Origin of the sequence: Pseudomonas sp. D1-1, assembly GCF_051132225.1 — a bacterium.
Taxonomy (GTDB): Bacteria; Pseudomonadota; Gammaproteobacteria; order Pseudomonadales; family Pseudomonadaceae; genus Aquipseudomonas.
In genome coordinates, this window is the sequence record NZ_CP071676.1 from 192,541 (window position 1) to 210,846 (window position 18,306).

Annotated in this window: 13 protein-coding genes; 4 read left to right on the forward strand and 9 right to left on the reverse strand. The window is 62.1% G+C overall.

Annotated elements, in window-relative coordinates; genetic code table 11:
- The first annotated feature begins 59 nt into the window (after positions 1–59).
- Entirely contained in the window at positions 60–1,133 is a 1,074-nt protein-coding gene (locus J3P86_RS00845) for a fatty acid desaturase (protein WP_434626631.1), read from the forward strand.
- A gap of 157 nt (positions 1,134–1,290) precedes the next feature.
- On the opposite strand, the gene J3P86_RS00850 is transcribed toward J3P86_RS00845, so the two are convergent.
- The 3 genes from J3P86_RS00850 to J3P86_RS00860 all read right to left on the reverse strand — a co-directional run bounded on the left by J3P86_RS00850 (position 1,291) and on the right by J3P86_RS00860 (position 5,367).
- Complete coding sequence (locus J3P86_RS00850; protein WP_434626628.1) at positions 1,291–3,795, reverse strand: TonB-dependent siderophore receptor; 2,505 nt, start codon at positions 3,793–3,795, stop codon at positions 1,291–1,293.
- An 86-nt stretch (positions 3,796–3,881) separates the two neighbouring features.
- Positions 3,882–4,862, reverse strand: coding sequence for a FecR domain-containing protein (locus J3P86_RS00855; RefSeq protein ID WP_434631544.1), 981 nt, complete (start codon positions 4,860–4,862; stop codon positions 3,882–3,884).
- A 4-nt stretch (positions 4,863–4,866) separates the two neighbouring features.
- On the reverse strand, positions 4,867–5,367 hold the full coding sequence (locus tag J3P86_RS00860) for a sigma-70 family RNA polymerase sigma factor (RefSeq protein WP_434626625.1): 501 nt from the start codon (positions 5,365–5,367) through the stop codon (positions 4,867–4,869).
- Positions 5,368–5,628: 261 nt separating this feature from the next.
- Here J3P86_RS00860 and J3P86_RS00865 point away from each other — a divergent pair, with 261 nt between their 5' ends.
- Positions 5,629–7,509, forward strand: coding sequence for a methyl-accepting chemotaxis protein (locus tag J3P86_RS00865; protein WP_434570461.1), 1,881 nt, complete (start codon positions 5,629–5,631; stop codon positions 7,507–7,509).
- Positions 7,510–7,848: 339 nt separating this feature from the next.
- Here the strand turns inward: J3P86_RS00865 and J3P86_RS00870 are convergent, their stop codons facing one another.
- The 5 genes from J3P86_RS00870 to J3P86_RS00890 form a co-directional block, all read right to left on the reverse strand.
- Positions 7,849–8,313: an SRPBCC family protein gene (locus J3P86_RS00870; protein ID WP_434696236.1), complete on the reverse strand. Its 465-nt coding sequence runs from the start codon at positions 8,311–8,313 to the stop codon at positions 7,849–7,851.
- A 31-nt stretch (positions 8,314–8,344) separates the two neighbouring features.
- Entirely contained in the window at positions 8,345–11,770 is a 3,426-nt protein-coding gene (locus J3P86_RS00875; protein WP_434699238.1) for an amino acid adenylation domain-containing protein, read from the reverse strand.
- Between the two features lie 10 nt (positions 11,771–11,780).
- Positions 11,781–12,713, reverse strand: a complete 933-nt coding sequence (locus J3P86_RS00880) for a diiron oxygenase (protein WP_434699239.1) — start codon at positions 12,711–12,713, stop codon at positions 11,781–11,783.
- A complete protein-coding gene (locus tag J3P86_RS00885) occupies positions 12,710–13,486 on the reverse strand; it encodes a DUF3050 domain-containing protein (RefSeq protein ID WP_434602463.1) in 777 nt (258 codons plus the stop codon). Before J3P86_RS00885 ends, J3P86_RS00880 begins: the two co-directional genes overlap by 4 nt.
- 688 nt (positions 13,487–14,174) lie before the next feature.
- Positions 14,175–14,855, reverse strand: coding sequence for a GntR family transcriptional regulator (locus J3P86_RS00890; RefSeq protein ID WP_434626617.1), 681 nt, complete (start codon positions 14,853–14,855; stop codon positions 14,175–14,177).
- 232 nt (positions 14,856–15,087) lie between these two features.
- On the opposite strand from J3P86_RS00890, the gene lapG reads away from it, so the two are divergent.
- Both lapG and lapD read left to right on the forward strand, forming a co-directional pair.
- Positions 15,088–15,750 carry a cysteine protease LapG gene (gene lapG / locus J3P86_RS00895; protein ID WP_434570450.1) on the forward strand — a complete coding sequence of 221 codons (663 nt, stop codon included), beginning with the start codon at positions 15,088–15,090 and terminating at the stop codon, positions 15,748–15,750.
- Positions 15,751–15,764: 14 nt separating this feature from the next.
- Positions 15,765–17,711 (forward strand): cyclic di-GMP receptor LapD, encoded by a 1,947-nt coding sequence (gene lapD / locus J3P86_RS00900; RefSeq protein ID WP_434699240.1) that lies wholly within the window; start codon positions 15,765–15,767, stop codon positions 17,709–17,711.
- A gap of 187 nt (positions 17,712–17,898) precedes the next feature.
- On the opposite strand, the gene J3P86_RS00905 is transcribed toward lapD, so the two are convergent.
- Positions 17,899–18,237: a tryptophan synthase subunit beta gene (locus J3P86_RS00905; protein ID WP_305497599.1), complete on the reverse strand. Its 339-nt coding sequence runs from the start codon at positions 18,235–18,237 to the stop codon at positions 17,899–17,901.
- Positions 18,238–18,306: the final 69 nt, after the last annotated feature.

The following is an 18,306-nucleotide window of genomic DNA, read 5'->3' on the forward strand; positions in this document are numbered from 1 at the left end:
TATCACCCCGTGAGGCAAGGCCCGGCAGGATTAGCTCATCGATAACAGAGGATTAAGCCATGCACGGCACTTGCGCAAGCCCCGAGCGATTGAATGCACAGCAGCGCTCCGCCCATATTCGCCAGGTGGTCCTGGCCCGGGGCGAAGAATTGCGCGAGCGCTATCCGATCCTGCGGCATCAGGATGCGCTGGGCGCGGGCATCCTGGCGTTCGCCCTGGCGGGGATGACCGGCTCGGCGCTGCTCTACATCAACGGCTATCTGGCCGGCTGGGCGTGCCTGCTGCTCAACGCCTTTTTTGCATCCCTGACCCACGAGCTGGAACACGACCTGATCCACAGTATGTATTTTCGCAAGCAGCGCGTGCCGCACAACCTGATGATGGGCCTGGTCTGGCTGGCGCGGCCGAGCACCATCAATCCGTGGATTCGCCGCCACCTGCACCTCAATCATCACAAGGTTTCCGGCAGCGAGGCGGACCTGGAGGAGCGCGCGATCACCAACGGCGAGCCGTGGGGATTGGCGCGCTTGCTGATGGTTGGCGACAACGTGATGTCGGCGTTCATTCGCCTGCTGCGAGCCAGGACCTGGGCGCACAAGCGCAGCATCCTCAGGCGCACGCTGAAGGTGTACTTCCCGTTGGCGCTGTTGCATTGGGGCGCGTGGTACGTTTTCCTCGGTTTCCATGGCGCCAACGCGGTTGCCGGGCTGCTCGGCACTTCGATCGACTGGTCGACCAGCACTCTGGCGACCCTGCACGTCATAGACATCGCGGCGGTGGTGATCATCGGCCCGAATGTGCTGCGCACCTTTTGCCTGCACTTCATCAGCTCGAACATGCATTACTACGGCGACATCGAGCCAGGCAACGTCATCCAGCAGACCCAGGTGTTGAACCCTTGGTGGCTGTGGCCGTTGCAGGCGTTCTGCTTCAATTTCGGCAGCAGCCACGGCATCCATCATTTCGTGGTGAAGGAGCCGTTCTACATTCGCCAGATGACGGTGCCGGTGGCGCACAAGGTGATGCGGGAGATGGGCGTGCGCTTCAATGATTTCGGCACGTTTGGGCGGGCGAATCGGTTTGTGGGTAAGGAAGGCGTTGCGAGGGAAGAGGCGAAGGCGGTTCAGGCCTAGGGCAGAGATATAGCTTTGTGGTGAGGGGATTTATCCCCGCTGGGTTGCGCAGCAGCCCCAAGTTTTTAGGGCCGCTTCGCGACTCAGCGGGGATAAATCCCCTCGCCACAGTAACCATTCTTCAGGCCAGACAAATGCGTCTGGCCTGAAGAGCGGGTCAGAACTGATAACTCACCGTAGCCGCCACGTTGCGCTCCTCGCCCATGTAGCAATAGCTCAGGCTGGCGCATGACGCGATGTAGCTCTCGTTGGTCAGGTTGTTCGCGTTCAGGCGCACATCCACGCCCTTCAAGCCGACCTTGCCCAGGTCATACCCCACCGAGGCATCGAACAACGTGTACGACGGCACCTTCATGGTGTTTTCCGCGTCGGCCCAGCTGTAGCCGACATACCGCACGCCGCCGCCCAGCCGCAGGCCATCGAGCGTGCCGCTGTCGAATTTATAGTCAGCCCACACCGATGCCATGTGGCGCGGGGCCTGGGTCGGAGAGTTGCCTTTGTTTTCGATGATGTCGGTGGGCGTGCTCAGGGTGCTGACCATCGATTTCGAGTATTCGATGTCGGTGAAGGTGTAGCTGCCCAGCACCTTGAACTGCTCGGTCAACTGCATGTGCGCTTCCAGTTCCAGGCCCTGGGAGCGCACAGCGCCGACGGCGCGGTAGAAGTTTTCCTGGGGCAGCTTGGTCGCCAGGTTCTCCTGGTCGATGCGGAACAGCGAGGCAGTGTACAAGTCATCGGTACCCGGCGGCTGGTACTTCAGGCCCAGTTCCCACTGCTTGCCGTCGGTGGGCGGCAGCGGGTTGCCGGCGCTGTCGGCGTAGGAGTTGGGGTTGAATGACTCCGAGTAGCTGATGTACGGCGCCAGGCCGTTGTCGAACAGGTACAGCGCCCCGACCCTACCGGTGAGTTTGGTGCGCTTGTCGTTGATCTCGGTGCCTTCCGGACGGCCGAATTCGGCAATGCGGTTCTCGTCCGAGGTCTCGACCCAATCCTGGCGCAGGCCCAGAGAGAAGCGCCACTTGTCCATTTCGATCAGGTCTTGCAGATAGACGCCGGTCTGCTCCAGGCGCCGCAGGTAGCTGGTGGGGCTGAAGTAGCTGATCGCCGAGTTGCCGTAGACCGGGTCGAAGGCGTTGATCGGCGCGAGGCTGCCGCTGGTCCAATCGACCACGGTCTTGCGCCGCTGGTAGTCGGCGCCCATCAGCACGGTGTGTTTGGTGGCGCCGGTGAAGAATTCCGCCTGGAGCATGTTATCGACGATGAAGGCGTGGAGCTTTTCTTCAGCGCCGGTGTAATAGCGGTTCAGCTCGTTGCTGGTCGGCGTGGTCCAGTCATAGGCATAGACCTGGTCATTGCTGACGTCCGAATCCAGGTAGCGGAAGTTCTGTCGGGCGGTGAAGACGTCGTTGAAGCGGTGTTCGAACTGATAGCCGAACGACTGCTGGTCACGTTCGTAGCCGTCGACGCCAGGCTCGCCTTCGAAGAAGTTCTCCGAAATCCGCCGGCCGTTGCGCTTGTGCAAGGTGCCGTTCGCCGGCATGCCGCCGTGGTAACCGCCGTCGGGGTCATGCTGCAGGTAGGCTTGCAACGTCAGCGAGGTGTCTTCGCTAAAGTCGATGCTCACCGTGGGCGCGAGGGCGAAGCGCTTTTCCTTGTTGTGGTCGAATTGCGTGTCGGACGTATCGGCCAGGCCGACCAGGCGGTAGGCGATGCGCTTGTCGTCATCCACCGGGCCGCTGAAGTCGAAACCCATGCCGCGTTGGCCTTGGGTACCGACCGTGGCCTGGATCTGGTGATAGGCCTCGTACAGCGGTTTCTTGCTGGTGAGCGCCACCAGGCCACCCGGCGAGCTGCGGCCATAGAGCACGGAGGACGGGCCCTTGAGGATGTCGACCCGCTCGAGGAAATACGGATCGACCTGAATCGAGCTGTAGGTGCCGCTGTCACCCATCGACTTCAAACCGTCCAGGTAGATGTTGTCCACCGAGCCATCGTTGAAGCCGCGCATCGCCACGTAGTCGTAGCGGTGGGTCGCGCCATAGGGGTTGGTCAGCACGCCAGGGGTGTAGCGCATTGCCTGGGACACGGTTTGCGCGCCCTGGTCGTCCATTTGCTCGCGCGTGACCACCGATACGCTTTGCGACGTTTCCCGCAGGGCGGTACTGGTCTTGGTCGCCACCTGGCTGTGGGTGGCGTTGTAGCCTTCCATGCTGCCGAGAGCGTTACCCAGGGCGAAGCCTTTGACGTCGGTGGTCGGCAACGCCAACGTGCTTTCGGGGGCCACGGTTTGCAGCACATAGCTGCCGCTATCCTGGCTGACGGCAACCAGCCCTGAGCCGCTGAGCAACTGCTGCAGGGCCTGGTCCGCCGAATATTCGCCTTTCAGGCCGGGGGACTGGACGCCGCCGGTTTGTCCAGGGGTACTTGCCAAGGTGATACCGGCCTGGCGGGCGAACTGGTTGAGCACCTCGCTCAACGGGCCGGCGGCTATGTTGTAGTTCTGGCGGCCGGCGATCGCGCCATCCTGCGCCGCGACAGCGGACATCGGTAGGGCGCCGACACCGAGCGCCGTGCTCAACAGCGCGGCGCGGATGGCCTGGCGCAGCAGGCCGGTGGGCGAGGAACAGCCGAGGGAAGTCTTGAGAGTCACGCGCTCAGTCATTGTAGGTTTCCGTTGGAGTCGCTGGAGGCAGGTAAGCGTTGCTTACTGTCCTAGCCGGACGCCCGCGCAAAACCCGCCAAAAAAAATCAGGCCGTACGCTCCACCGTGATCCACCAGCGGGTTCGGTAGTGTATTTGCACGGGGAGCGTGTGCGGCAGGACGGCCAGCAGCTTGTCGGTGTCAGCCAGACGGAAGACGCCTGACAAGCGCAAATCGGCGATCGAGGCGGCGCATTTCAGGTAGCCCCGACGGTAACGTCCCACTTCGTTGAGGAAGTCTTCCAGGCGCATGTTGCGCGTGACGATCAAGCCGTCCGCCCAGGCGCCGGCGTCCATGTCCAGGGGGGGCGCGAGCGTCGCGGTGGATGCGCTGACCAGGTAGCTTTGTCCAGCTTCCACCTGGATCGGGGCGCCGTCGCTGCCGACATGCGAGCGGATGGCGACGTGTCCGCTGGCGACACTCAGGCGCGTGCAGTCGTTGTCCTGGCGCACGACGAAGCGGCCCTCCAGCCCCTCGAACAAGCCGTGTCGGCTTTTTACCAGTAATGGGCGTCCGGGATCGCGGCCGCAGGTGAGCATGATTTCGCCGCGCGTCAACGTGATCAGGCGTCGCGAAGCCGTGTAATCGAGGTCGGCCGCGCTGTTGGTATTGAGCTCCAGTCGCGTGCCGTCTGGCAGTTGGAAGCCACGTCGTTCGCCGGTGGCGGTCGCAAAATCGGCGCTCCACGGCTGCCAGCCCAGGTCCTTGCCCAGCCAGGCGGCGCAGCCCATCACCGCCACGCCTGACAACAGCTTCAGGGCTTGGCGCCGGCCGAGGCGCTGGGCGCTGGTCTCCAGGGTATCGAGGGCAGTCCGGGCGCCAGGTACCGCCCGCAGGCTGGAAGTCAGTTCGCTGTGCAGCGATTGCACCCGTTGCCAAGCCAGTTCGTGGTCATGGTGAGCGATGCGCCAGGCCTCGCACTGTTGGCGCAGCGCTGGGTTGGCGGCATGGTTGCGCAGGCGCAGCAACCAATGGATCGCTTGCTTGACCACCTGCTGTGATGGGCCCCGGCCCGAAGGCTGGTCCATCGGTTCAATCTTCATAGCGCAGCACATAGCAGTGGTACAACGCGTCGGCAACGTAGCGTTCCACCGAGCGCAGGGAAATGCCCATCTGTTCGGCAATCTGCTTGTAGGTCAGGCCTTCGCACTGGGCCAGCAGGAACGCCTTGCGCACTTTGGGCTTGAGGCCTTCGAGCATCCGGGCGATGGCCTCCAGCAGCTCCAGGATCAATGCCTGGGCTTCGGCGCCGGGCGTTTGCGCTTCCGGCAGGTGCGCGATGGTCTCAAGGTAGGCGCGTTCGATTTCCGCTCGGCGCCAATGGTCAATCACCAAGCCCTGGGCGATGGTGCGCAGGAAGGCGCGTGGCGCCTTGAGTTCCAGGCGTTCGGTGCGTTGCAGCAGGCGCACGAAGGTGTCCTGGGCCAGGTCCGCTGCATCGGCGGCATTGCCCAATCGGTTGCGCAGCCATGTGTGGAGCCAGCCGTGATGGCTGCTGTAGAGCGCCTGTACTGCAAACTGGGGGGATGACATGAACGCGACGGCCTGGAGTCACAAATGATAATAGGTCGCATTGTCATCAGCGCGGGTCAATTTTGCAACCACCATTCATTCGCCTGCGGGCGTCACGGCACGCCGGTCAAGCCGTTCCGTCGGACAATCGAACAGCGGCCTAATTTTTTGTAGGCATTGGCCGACAGAGTGATATAGGTGCACCAAAATGGAGCGGATCCAATATCGCGCCCACCGGTTACATGGCAGTTGCACTCCACTTCCTGCATAAGAAGCCCACCCATGAATCTCAAGTTCAGTCACAAAATCCTCCTGGCCGCCTCTGGTGTGGTGGTCCTGGCTTTTGCCCTGTTCACGCTCTACAACGATTACCTGCAGCGCAACACCATCGGTCGAAGCCTGGAGTCGTCCATCGAGCAATCCGGCGACCTGACAGCCAGCAGCGTCCAGAACTGGATGAGTGGCCGTGTGCTGGTGTTGGAGAACCTGGCGCAGAACATTGCGCACCAGGGCGCCGGGGCCGATTTGCCGGGGCTCGTCGACCAGCCGGCATTGACCTCGAATTTCCAGTTCACCTATGTCGGCCAGAACACCGGCGTTTTCACTCAGCGGCCTGACGCCAAGATGCCCGACGGCTACGACCCGCGTCAGCGCCCTTGGTATAAGCAGGCGGTCGCCGCGGATAAAACCATGTTGACCCCGCCCTACATGGCAGCCGTCGGCGGGCTGGTGGTAACCATTGCCCTGCCGGTCAAGCACAACGGCGAACTGCTCGGTGTGGTGGGTGGCGACCTGAGTCTGGAAACCCTGGTGAAGATCATCAACTCGGTGGATTTCGGCGGCATCGGCCATGCGTTCCTGGTCAGCGGCGACGGTCAGGTGATCGTCAGCCCGGACAAAGACCATGTGATGAAAAACCTCAAGGACATCTACCCAGGCACGCCGGTGCGCATCGGCAAAGGTATCCAGGAAGTCGAGTTGAACGGGGAGGACCGCATCCTTTCGTTTACCCCGGTGGCAGGCTTGCCGAACGCCGAGTGGTATATCGGACTGTCGATCGACAAAGCCAAGGCCTACGCGCCGCTGAGCCATTTCCGTACGTCTGCGTTGATTGCGATGTTCGTCGCGGTGGCGGCGATTGCGTTGTTGCTGAGCCTGCTGATCCAGGTCTTGATGCGTCCGTTGACCACCATGGGCCGCGCCATGCAGGACATTGCCCAGGGCGAAGGCGACCTGACCCGACGTCTCGTCGTGCAGGGCAAGGATGAGTTCGCTGTGCTGGGTGGTTCGTTCAACCAGTTCGTGGAGCGCATCCATGCATCGATTGCTGAAGTGTCTTCGGCCACGCGGCAGGTACATGATCTGTCGCAGCGGGTGATGACGTCGTCCAACGCCTCGCTTGTCGGCTCGGATGAGCAGAGCGCCCGCACCAACAGCGTGGCCGCTGCGATCAATCAGTTGGGCGCCGCGACCCAGGAAATCGCCCGCAATGCCGCCGATGCTTCGCAACAGGCCAGCGGCGCCAGCGAGCAGGCCGACGACGGGCGCCAGGTGGTGGAAAAAACCATCCAGGCGATGACCGCGCTGTCGCAGAAGATCAGCCTGTCGTGCACCCAGATCGAAACCCTGAACGCCAGCACCGACAACATCGGGCACATCCTCGATGTGATCAAGGGCATCTCTCAGCAAACCAACCTGCTGGCGTTGAACGCCGCCATCGAAGCGGCCCGTGCCGGTGAAGCCGGGCGTGGCTTTGCGGTGGTGGCCGATGAGGTGCGCAACCTGGCGCACCGCACGCAGGAGTCGGCTGAAGAGATCCACAAGATGATCACTTCGTTGCAGGTGGGTTCTCGTGAGGCGGTAACCACCATGAACGCCAGCCAGGCCTCCAGCGAAGAAAGCGTGGAAGTGGCCAACCAGGCCGGCCTGCGCCTGGTCAGCGTGACCCAGCGTATCGGTGAGATCGACGGCATGAACCAGTCGGTGGCCGCCGCGACCGAAGAACAGACCGCCGTGGTGGAAACCCTCAACATGGATGTCAGCCACATCAACCTGCTGAACCAGCAGAGCGTCGCCAACCTCAACGAAACGCTGAAGGATTGCGATGCCTTGTCCCAACAGGCCAATCGGTTGAAGCAACTGGTGGACAGCTTCAAGATCTGATCCAGCCGAACCAGCGCCATCGCGAGCAGGCTCGCTCCCACATTGGTCTTGGGTGTAGGTGAAACCCAGGACCACCGCCGGTCTCCTGTGGGAGCGAGCTTGCTCGCGATGGCGATGCATGGTTCTCACGGGTTTCCTTGTGGCGAGGGAGCTTGCTCCCGCTGGCCTGCGAAGCGGGCCCTGGCATTTCTCCAGGCGGACCGCATCAGCCGGTTTGGCGACTGCTGCGCAGCCGAGCGGGAGCAAGCTCCCTCGCCACGGGTTTTGGGTTGTCCATGAGGAGGCGGTGTCCGGGCTGACGCTTTCGCGAGCAGGCTCGCTCCCACAAGGGAGTAGTGGTCAGGTGAACATCTTCACCACGTTCTCCATCGCTTCATCGGCGAACCCTTGCAGGAAATCCCTGAAGCCCGACGGGGTGTGGGCGTCGGTGTGGTCGGCAATGATGGTCCAGGTGGCGCGGCAGCGGTTGTCCGCCAGGGGCTCCACGCGCATGGCTGCCCAGAGGTTGTCGATGCCCAGGGTGTTGTAGATCAGCGTCCAGGTCATGTGCATGGCCTGGTCGTCACGGCTGTTGAGCTGTTCCACCACCAGGTTCTGTCCGTCGACGAAGAATTTCTTGCGCAGGGATCTCACCCCTTCGCCGGTCATTTCGATGCGCTCAAGCGCGGGGATAAAGCGGTTGAACCCGCCAAAGTCCCCGACCACTTCCCAGACTCGCGCCGCGTCAGCGGACACTTGCACCGAGGTTTCAACGTGGCAGGCTTGAGGATTCTTGATCAGTGTGTCGGGTTGAAATGTGGTCATGGTCTTGCTCCTTGCTTTGGGGTGGGATGGTTCAGATGAAATCAATGGCCTTGAGGTAGTCCGCGCCACGGCGTAGCAGGGCCGGGGATTTTTCCGGGTAGCGCGCGCCCATCTGCCGGACGCCGGACCGGGCGTTGTCATGACGGATCAGCGAGATGTCGCCGATGTCCTCCTCGAAGCCGTTCAGATAGAAACCCAGCACGCCGAACAACGCGTTGTCGGCATCGACCCGCGCCAATTGCCGTTGCCAGTCGGCGACGCTCACCAGGGAAAACGCCCGGCCGCTGTCCCGGAACGACGCCACGTAGGCGTCCCAGCTCAGCGGTTCGGGGTTGTGCAGATTGAACACGGCCTGGTTCGGTTGGTAGCGGCTGGCGTGGAAGGCGATGAAACGGGCCAGGAAGTCCACCGGCATCAGGTCGAAGTTGAGTGACAGGGCCGGCACCTGGCCGAGCTGGATCGAGCCCTTGAGCATCAGCATCAACCGGTTCTTGTGGGGTTGGCAGACCCCCGTCTGGCTGTTGAAGCTGATGTTACCGGGGCGGAACAGGTTCACCCGCACGCCAAGGTCACGGGCCCGCTGCAGGATCCGCTCGCCGACCCATTTGGACAGGTTGTAGCCGTTCTTGATGTAGATCGGCGGTGTCTGCGCCGCTGGTTGCTCCAACACCTGGCCATCGGCGTCCAGGGCGCTGGAAGCCGAGAGCGTCGAGACGAAGTTGAAGATCTTCTTGCGCCGGCCTTCGCACAGGCGCAGGCATTCGAAGATCGGCTCGACGTTGTCCCGCGCCAGGGACTCGTAATCGAGCACGTGGTTGACGTGGGCCGCGTTGTGCACCAGCGCGCCGAAGGTGCTGTCGATGCGTTGGTAGATGTCGTCCGGCAAACCCAGTTGCGGTTGGGTGATGTCGGCGGCGTAGACGCTGACGCGACTCAGGTCCAGGTGCTCCAGGCGATTGTCCCGCAGGGCCTGGGCGAACCGTTCGGCCGCGCTTTGCCCGCCGGACTCACGCACTAGGCACGCAACCTCGGTGGCGCCCCACGCCAGCAACGCCTCGACGATGTGCACGCCGAGAAAGCTGTTGGCGCCGGTCACCAGCACTTTGTGCACGTCACCGCTCTGGCTGATGGACAGTGGATCAAGGTTGAGCTCCGCCTCGGCGTCGATGAAAGCCTGCGGGCTCAGCGTTGACGTACCGCTCTGTTCGGAGTCGTCGAGCAGCTTCGCCAGGGTGATCAGCGTCGGCGCTTCGATGAAGCGATTGATCGACAGGCTACGGCCGAACGACTGGCGGATGCTCAGCAGCAATTGCGACAACAGAATCGAATGCCCGCCGAGGTTGAAGAAGCTCTCGTCGGTGGCGATGTCCTCGGCCGGCAGTTCCAGCAGCTCGGCCCAAAGCGCTCGCAGCTGGTTTTCCAAGGCGTTCTGCGGCTGGCGTCCCTGGCCTTCGGCCTGGACCGGCCCCGCCGAGGCAAGCAACGCCCGGCGATCAACCTTGCCATTGCTGGTGTAAGGCAGGCTGGGCAACTCGATGTAGGCCGTCGGGTGCATGTAGCTGGGCAACCTGTCCTGCACATGCTCGCGCAATGCCTGAAGAGCCGCGCCGGGAAGTTCTTGCACAGGGTTCACCAGGAACGCCAGGATCCGCCGGCGTTCATCCACCCCCACCGCCACCTGACGAAACAACTGGCTGTCGCGCAGGCAATGTTCGATCTCCTCGGGCTCGACCCGAAAGCCACGGATCTTCACCTGGTTATCGCGACGTCCACACAGCTCGATCCCAGCGTCCGTCCACTGGCCGATATCCCCGGTGCGATAGGCCCGCAGCGTCTGCCCGGTGGGCAACGTCAGGTTGAGGTAGCGCTCGGCGGTCAGCCCCGGGGCGTTCAGGTACCCCAGGCCGACACCCGGCCCGGCAATGTAAAGCTCGCCGGGCGTGCCGTCGGGCACCGGTTGCCGTTGCTCGTCCAGAATCAGCAACCGGGCATTGGCAATGGGTCTGCCAAGGTTGCGATTGTTGTCGCCGCTGCCGAACTGCCGCGTGGTCGCCAGCACCGTGGTTTCGGTCGGGCCATAGATATTGTGGAAGCGGCACTGTGGCGCCAGTTGCTCGATCACATACGGCTCGCAGACATCCCCTCCGGTGACCAGGTGATCCAGCCCCAGCGGCGCGTCCAGTGGCAGTACGCTCAGCAGTGCCGGTGGCAGGAAGGCGTGGCTGACGCGCTGTGCGCGAATCAACGCGACCAGTTGCTGCGGGTCGCGGCGCTGGTCTTCGCTGGGCACGATCAACAGTCCGCCCTGGACGAACGTCGGCAGGATGTCCAGCAGCGACGCGTCGAAGTTGATGGTGGAAAACTGCAGCGCGCGACTGTCGCGCTTCAACTCGACATGGTCGCAGTACCACGCGCAAAAATGGCTGAGGTTGCGCTGGCTGAGCAACACGCCTTTGGGCTGGCCGGTGGTGCCGGAGGTGTAGATCGCCACGGCCGGCTCGTCGATGCCCGCCACGCGCCGGATTGTCGAGAGCGGGATGATCGTTTTCGAAGAGGGCAGTCGATGGACGTTCAGCCTGGGTACTGCGCAGTCGTCCAGGTCGCTTTGCACGTCATGCAGCAGCAGATCGGCCCGGGCATTTTCGAGGATGAAGCGCCGCCGCTGCGCCGGGTGTTGCGGGTCCAGCGGCAGGTACACCGCTCCGCATCCCAAAACCGCCAGGATCGCTGCATACAGCAGTGCGGATTTGGGCAGGCACACGCCGATCACCTTCGGGCGATCAGCCGCGCCCGGCAGGATTTCCAGCATCGATTGTTGCAACCTGAGCGTCAGGTCGCGCAAGGATCGGTAGTCGATGAGCTGACCGTCGACCCACAGGGCCGGTTGCGTCGGCTGATCAAGCATGCGTTGTTCGATGCTGTTCATCACCGGCACTTGGGCGGCGGCCAGGAGCCAGGGCACCGGGGCGCGGTTGAGGTGATGTTCGAAAGCCAGCGGCTCCAGCGCATCGAGCCCGTGCAGGAGCTCGTCTGCAACGGCGGTTTCCAGCGTCGGCCAGGTGTCGAAGCGGGTCTCGTCCCGCGAGAGCTGGCTGACCAGCCGGGCGCCGTGCTCGACCACCGCCGCCAGTGCGCAGAGGCGCAATGACTGGCCGTTGCCCCGGCTTGGCGGGGCAATCACGGCCTCGGATAACAGGCGCTGTGCAGCGTCGCGGAAAACCACCACCGGTTGCGGCAATGCCTGGCCTGACAGGGCCTGGAGCGCCACGCGCACATGAAGTCGAAAGCGCGCCTGTGTGGCACACGGCAGCGTACCGTCATCGATCGACAGGTCGACCGCGCCGTGGGCGGTTGGCGATCGAAATTCCCTGACCGAATGACCGTGAAGTTCAAGTTCCCGGGCCAGTTCGGCCATGGCCTGGCTGGTGCCGGATAGCGCAATTTCGAGGCGTTTCATCGAAAGCTCCTCATGGGGTCAGGTAGTCGGCCAGGGCATCGCGCACGCACGGTGAAGCGAGCATCGAGCTGGTGCGAAAAAAGCGTGTGATGTTGCCCACCAGCGGATGAAAGCGATTGATCGGGTACGCCAACGCACTGGCGTCATCCCGCAGCGACTGACGTACCGATTCATCGACGGGCAGATGGGCGATCAGCTCGAAATCGAACTGTTGTTGCAGGTCGCTCGCCAGGTACTCGGCAATGAAGCCGGGCATCAGTTGCGCGATGGCTTGGCGGTCTTCTTCCGGTGCGGTGCGCCAGTAAATCTGCACCAGCCGTGTCCAGAAACCGGAGTGTCGGCCCTCATCCTGCAAGTGGTCCGCCATCAAACCCTTGATCGAAGCCTTGACCGAGTCATCCCGGGCAAAGGCCGCCACTTCGTTGGTCACCGTGTTCTCGGCAATGGCGATGCAGATCAGCTCCACGGCACTGAGCAAACGCTCCGGTGCCCGCGCCAGCGTGGCCGGGACCGCGCGGCTGAGTTCGATCTGGTCGGGCAGCGGGATCGGCTCGATGCCGGTCATGTCGATGGTCTGTTGCATGAAGTCCATGGCCACCAGCGCGTGATAGTCCTCATCCACCACCACAGTCATCGCGTCGTAGCGACAGGCGAACGGAAACTCGATGCCGAAGCGGTTCTTGGCGATGCGCCGCGCGGTGTGGTCCACCAGCTCAGTCTCGAAAATCACCACGTCATTGATGAATTTGTAGAGGCTCTGCACCAGGACAAAATCGCGCAACTGCGGGCAGTGGCTGAGAAAGGTCTGGCTGTGCACAAGGGGCTGACGGCTCATGGGGAAGATCAGCTTGTCGTCATCCTCGACCCGGCGCCGTGGTCGGGTACGGATGGTGGCACGACTTTCCCAGGTGTCGGCGAAGGACTGGTATGAAATGGCGTTCATGGCGTCACCTGCGCAACGGGCAGGGCCATGCTCTGACGCAAACCATCCCACAACGCCGCGCGGCTGTGGACGGCGGCGAGGGCGGCGGCAAGGACTTCGCGCTCGCGCTGCGGGTCGCCATCGATCAGCCGTGCCAGGAGTTTTTCCGCAGCCGGGCCATGGTCTTCGGAGTCCACTTCGATATGCCGTTGCAGGTAATAACGAAACGTCGGTGCCTGGTCCAGGCCGATGCCCCAGGCATCCAGCATGCGCTGGAACATCTGCGGGATGACGCTTTCGCGACCGTGCACGAACGCGGCGGCCACGCTGTGGGCCGGGGCGTGCAAGGCAGTGTGCAAGGTCTGGCGTACGAAGCGCGCCGCGGCCGGGTCTACCTCGACGCTGTCCAGCGCGGTTTCGGGGCTGACGCCTTCCTGTTGCAGGGCAATGAATTGCTCAATGGCCCGGGTATCCGCGCCGACCTCGCGCATGGCGTCCAGGTACAGCTCGAAATGGCTGCAATAGCCCGCTCCGGGACGGTCGTCGGATTCTTCCCCCAAGACGATTTCATTGATCAGCCGTGCTGCGTGCGGGTCGGCCGGAGGTAGCCACGGCAACTGGATACAGGTCAGCTCGCGTTGCAGGCGCTTGGTCAGGGACATGAAATCCCACACGGCAAAAACATGACTTTCCATAAAACGGCGCAACAGGTCGATTGATGTTATTTCAGAAAAAACCGGGTGTTCACCTAGTTCGAGTTTCTTCAGGAATAGTTGTTCTTTGGTTGGCTGCATTGGAACGTCCTCATCAATGATTTTTGTCCGGAAGTTGCTTCGCCAGTTTTTTCGGTGCGAGCGAGCGCGTGAACCGGAGTCCATGTTTTCTTGATACAGATGTTTTATTTTTGCTCAGGGTTGAAAGGCCTGCTGGAGGCCTTTCGGTCATGAGTCTTGGGGTCGAAGGCAACTCGACGTAGAAAAAGTTAGTGCATGTAACAAAGGCTCTGCAAGTTATTTTTTATATATTTAAGTTGGCGTAATTCTTGAGCGTGAAGAGGGTTGTTAAAACTTTTCATATAAGTTTTATTGGGTCGAAGTTGCTCCTTCCGATTTATAACTATCAGAATCGAATGGTACGAGTGAATGCCTCACCCGGAGCACTTCAGGGAACGGGAATTAAGTAAGTGATGTTTTGTGGGCGGGAGACCGACCAGACTTGCGGGTCATCTCGCCGTTCGGACGACGCTCCTTGCGTGATGGCTTCGATTCGCCTGGGCCACAGCCAGGCGCTGACTTCTTCAGGTCTTTTTTGAATCGATAAACGCAAGAGTGAGCCCAAATGGATAGCAGTTCCATCGGACTGACGTCGCGATGGAACGCGGGCGCAGTCAGACCGCGCCGGGCAAGGCCATGGGGGGTGTGGGAAGGATGTGTAAGAAAGTGCTACGCCGGCCGCGTCGCCGGCGCAGAGATGGGGTTGCGCTTATTGGTTGAGGTATCGGCGCATGGTGACGGAGGCTTTTTCCAAGTGCTGCTCAAGCAAGGCGACCGCTGTGTCGACATCCTTCGCCACCGCGGCTGCGAGCATCGCGCGGTGGTCGTCCTGGGTCAGCGTGCCCAGGCCCATCGATGACATGTGAAAACGCAGGAAACGCTCTTCCTCATTGAGCTCGTGCTCGACCAGGTCAAGCAGCTTGGCGTTGGGTGCCCTGTGGTAAAGCGACATATGAAACAGCCGATTGAGCCTGGCGATCTCGGCGTAGTCGGTTTGCGCCTCGAGTTGCTCGATGTACTGGGCGGCCATCGTCAGGTCGTTGTCGTTGAGCAGCGGAACGGACAGGCGCAGGGCGAAGCTTTCCAGGACCGAACGCAAGGCATAGGTCTCGATCGCATTGCTGGTGATCAGCGGAGCCACCACGGCGCCCTTGTGCTGTACCACGTTTAGCAATGACTGCGCCTCGAGCTGGCGTAATGCCTCGCGTACCGGCATGCGGCTGACGCCGAACAGGTCGGCCAGTTCCTGTTGGCGTAGCGCCGTGCCACTGGGCAGGCGCCCATCGAGAATGGCTTCACGCAGGGAGCTCTCGATGATGGCGCGGGCCTGGGAGGCGGGAATGGGGCCGTTGACCTGGATAGTGCTTAACGGGTTGGGCTTCTTTGTCACGACAACACCCTGACTGGTAGTAACGAAATTGGATCCAAGCCAACATTAGTTACAGATTGCCAAGCCGTCAAAGTCTCGCGGCGCCGGTTCCTGAACTAAAGTTTAGACTGCTTGCGGTGATTGCATCCTGCCATTGTCTTTTGCCCGGCCAGGCTTCACCATCCAACGAATTTTCCAACGGCCCTTTTCGGACGTATTCCCCTTGGCTGCACCTTTTCCTGTCCTCAGGTCCATGCGTTGGCTGTGTTCGGCATTGTTGCTGGCCGGCCTGCTGCTGGGCGGCCTGCGGGCCGATTGGGACTTTGCGCAGATCAGCCGCCGGGCGCAAGCGTTATATGGGCCTTTGGGCGAAGGGCAGCAACGGATCGACGCGTGGCAGCAACTGTTGGCGACCCAGAAGCAGATTCCGGAACTGGAACAACTCAAGGTAGTGAATCTGTTTTTCAACAAGCAGGTGCGCTACGTCGAAGACATCGACCTGTGGCGTGAGGTTGATTACTGGGAAACCCCTATCCAGGCCTTATGGAAGGGCGCAGGTGATTGCGAGGACTACGCCATCGCCAAGTATTTCAGCCTGCGCCGGCTCGGGGTGTCCAGTGACAAGCTGCGCATCACCTACGTCAAGGCCTTGCGGCAGAACCGGGCGCACATGGTGCTGACCTACTACGCCACGCCCGATGCCATGCCCTTGGTACTCGACAGCCTGATCGACGGTATCCAGCCGGCCAGCCAGCGAACCGACCTGCTGCCGGTCTACTCTTTCAATGCCGAAGGGCTGTGGCTGCCGGGCGCCAAGGGCAACAAAAAAGTGGGTGACACCAAGCGCCTGTCCCGCTGGCAGGATGTGTTGAAAAAAATGCAGGCCGAAGGTTTTCCGGTCGAGACGACTAACTAGGAGCGCGCGCTCAGATGTCCTTGTTCAAACAGCTGTTGATCGCTATCTGTCTGTTCCTGGTGGTTGCCTTCAGCGGCAGCTTCATGGTCAGCCTGGAAAGCTCGCGGACCCAGTACGTCAATCAATTGCGCTCGCACGCGCAGGATGCGGCCACGGCGCTGGCCTTGTCGCTGACGCCGAATATCGACGACCCGGCAATGGTCGAGCTGATGGTCAGCTCGATCTTCGACAGCGGCTACTACGCAAGCATCCGCGTGGTCGACGTGAAGAACGACAGCACCATCGTCGAACGCACCGGCATTCCGGACGCCGGCAACGTACCGCAGTGGTTCATCAAGCTCATTGGCCTGGAGCCGGCCGGTGGCGATGCGCTCGTCAGTCGGGGCTGGGAGCAGGCGGCACGGGTCGAAGTGGTCAGCCACCCTATGTTCGCCCTCGCCAAGCTGTGGCAGAGCGCGCTGGGCAGCCTGGGTTGGCTGTTGCTGTGCGGCGCTGTGAGCGCGGTGTTGGGGGCCTTGCTGCTGCGCCGTCAGCTCAAGCCGCTGGATTACATGGTGCACCAGTCCCATGCCATCGCCCGTCGGGAGTTCCTCAGCTTGCCGGAGCTGCCGCGTACCCCTGAGCTGCGCCGGGTGGTGCAGGCGATGAACCAGATGGTCGAAAAGCTCAAGGCGCTGTTCCAGGAGCAGGCCGAGCGCAGCGAGAAGCTGCGGGTCGAGTCCTATCAGGACAACCTCACGGGCCTGGCCAACCGACGTTACTTCGAAATGCAGCTGCATGCCCGGGTGAGCAATCCCGAGCAGGCCAGTTCCGGTTATCTGCTGTTGTTGCGGGTCAGGGACCTGGCCGGGTTGAACCAGCGGCTGGGCGGGCAGCGCACCGATCAGTTGCTCAAGGCCGTGGGCGAGCAATTGCTGCGTGAATGCGCGCGTTATCCGGAAACCCATAACCTGGTGACGCGCATCCGCGGCGGAGAGTTCGCCGTGTTGGCGCCCGGGCTGGTGCGCGAGGAAGCCTTGCAACTGGCGCAGAATCTCGAAGGCGCGTTGGCGAGCCTGCACGCCACCGGCGCGACGGACGTCGCATCGGTGGCCTCCATCGGGCTGGCGCCGTTCGTCCACGGCGACTCGCCGCAAGCGGTGCTCCAGCTCGGCGACCAGGCGCTGGCCCAGGCCGAAACCCAGGGTGAACCGGGCTGGGCCTGCCTGGATCACAGCGCGTCGGCCAGCGTTGGCGATGATCACCATGCCTGGCACAACCTGCTTGACCAGGCGCTGAGCAACCAGCGCTTCGAGCTGTATTTCCAGCCGGTGGTGGCCGCCCAGGACACCCAGGTGGTGCTGCATTACAAAGTGCTTTCGCGGCTGCTCGACGATCAGGGCCAGAGCATCCCCGCCGGGCGTTTCCTGCCATGGCTGGAGCGCTTCGGCTGGACTGCGCGCCTGGACCGCCTGATGCTCGAACAGGTGCTCAAGCAAATGGCCGGGCACGAGCAATCCCTGGCGCTCAACCTGTCCTCTGCCACGCTGGCCGACCCGCAGGCTTTGAACAAGGTCTTTGAAATCCTGCGGGCTCACGGCAATCTCGGGGCGCGCCTGACCCTGGAGATCGGTGAGGAGCAACTACCTGAACAAGCGGTGCTGGAGCAGTTGACCCGGCAGTTGCGCGAGCTCGGTTTCTCCCTGAGCCTGCAGCGTTTCGGCGGACGGTTCAGCATGATCGGCAACTTGTCGCGGCTGGGGCTGGCGTATCTGAAAATCGACGGCAGTTATATTCGCGCCATCGACCAGGAGAGCGACAAGCGCCTGTTCATCGAAGCCATCCAGCGCGCCGCCCACAGCATCGACCTGCCGCTGATTGCCGAGCGGGTTGAGACGGAAGGCGAACTGGTGGTGATTCGCGAGATGGGGTTGTTTGGGGTGCAAGGGCAGTTGGTGGGCGAGCCTAGGCGTTGGGGATGAGTGCTGCGTTGTCTGTCAGTGAGCCTTCGCGAGCAGGCTCGCTCCCACATGGTTTTTTGTTGGGCTGAAGTTTGAAATTTACCCCCCCATCCACTGTGGGAGCGAGCCTGCTCGCGATGGCGCCAGCTCAGACACCGTATAACCCCGTGGCTAGGGAGCTTGCTCCCTAGCCACGGTCAGCGGTGAATCAGATCAACCCCTTCTCATCGTCATCGATCAACCGACTCAACCCGCCCAGCGCTTCCCGTGCCTGGTTGCGGTCCATCAGCTTGGCCTGGGCCGCTGGCGGCAGGTCGGTGACGCGGATGACGCCTTTGCTGGTGAGTACCTGGATCAGGTCGTCGAGTACCCGGATCATCTCCAGGTCGCTCTGCTTGAGTTGCTTGAGGCTGTTCTCTACCGCCTGGTTGGCGAACCAGTCCTGGATCTCATGGTTGTCGGCCGGCAAGGTCTCGGTGGCCTCGGCATAAGCGGCGGCTTCGACGCGCACCAGCAGGCCTTGCGCATCGCGTTGCACATAAAACATCGGGCATCCCTCATGTATGAAGCGGCGTCATGCTGGGCAGCATAGGCCAACTGTGGGGATTATGAACAC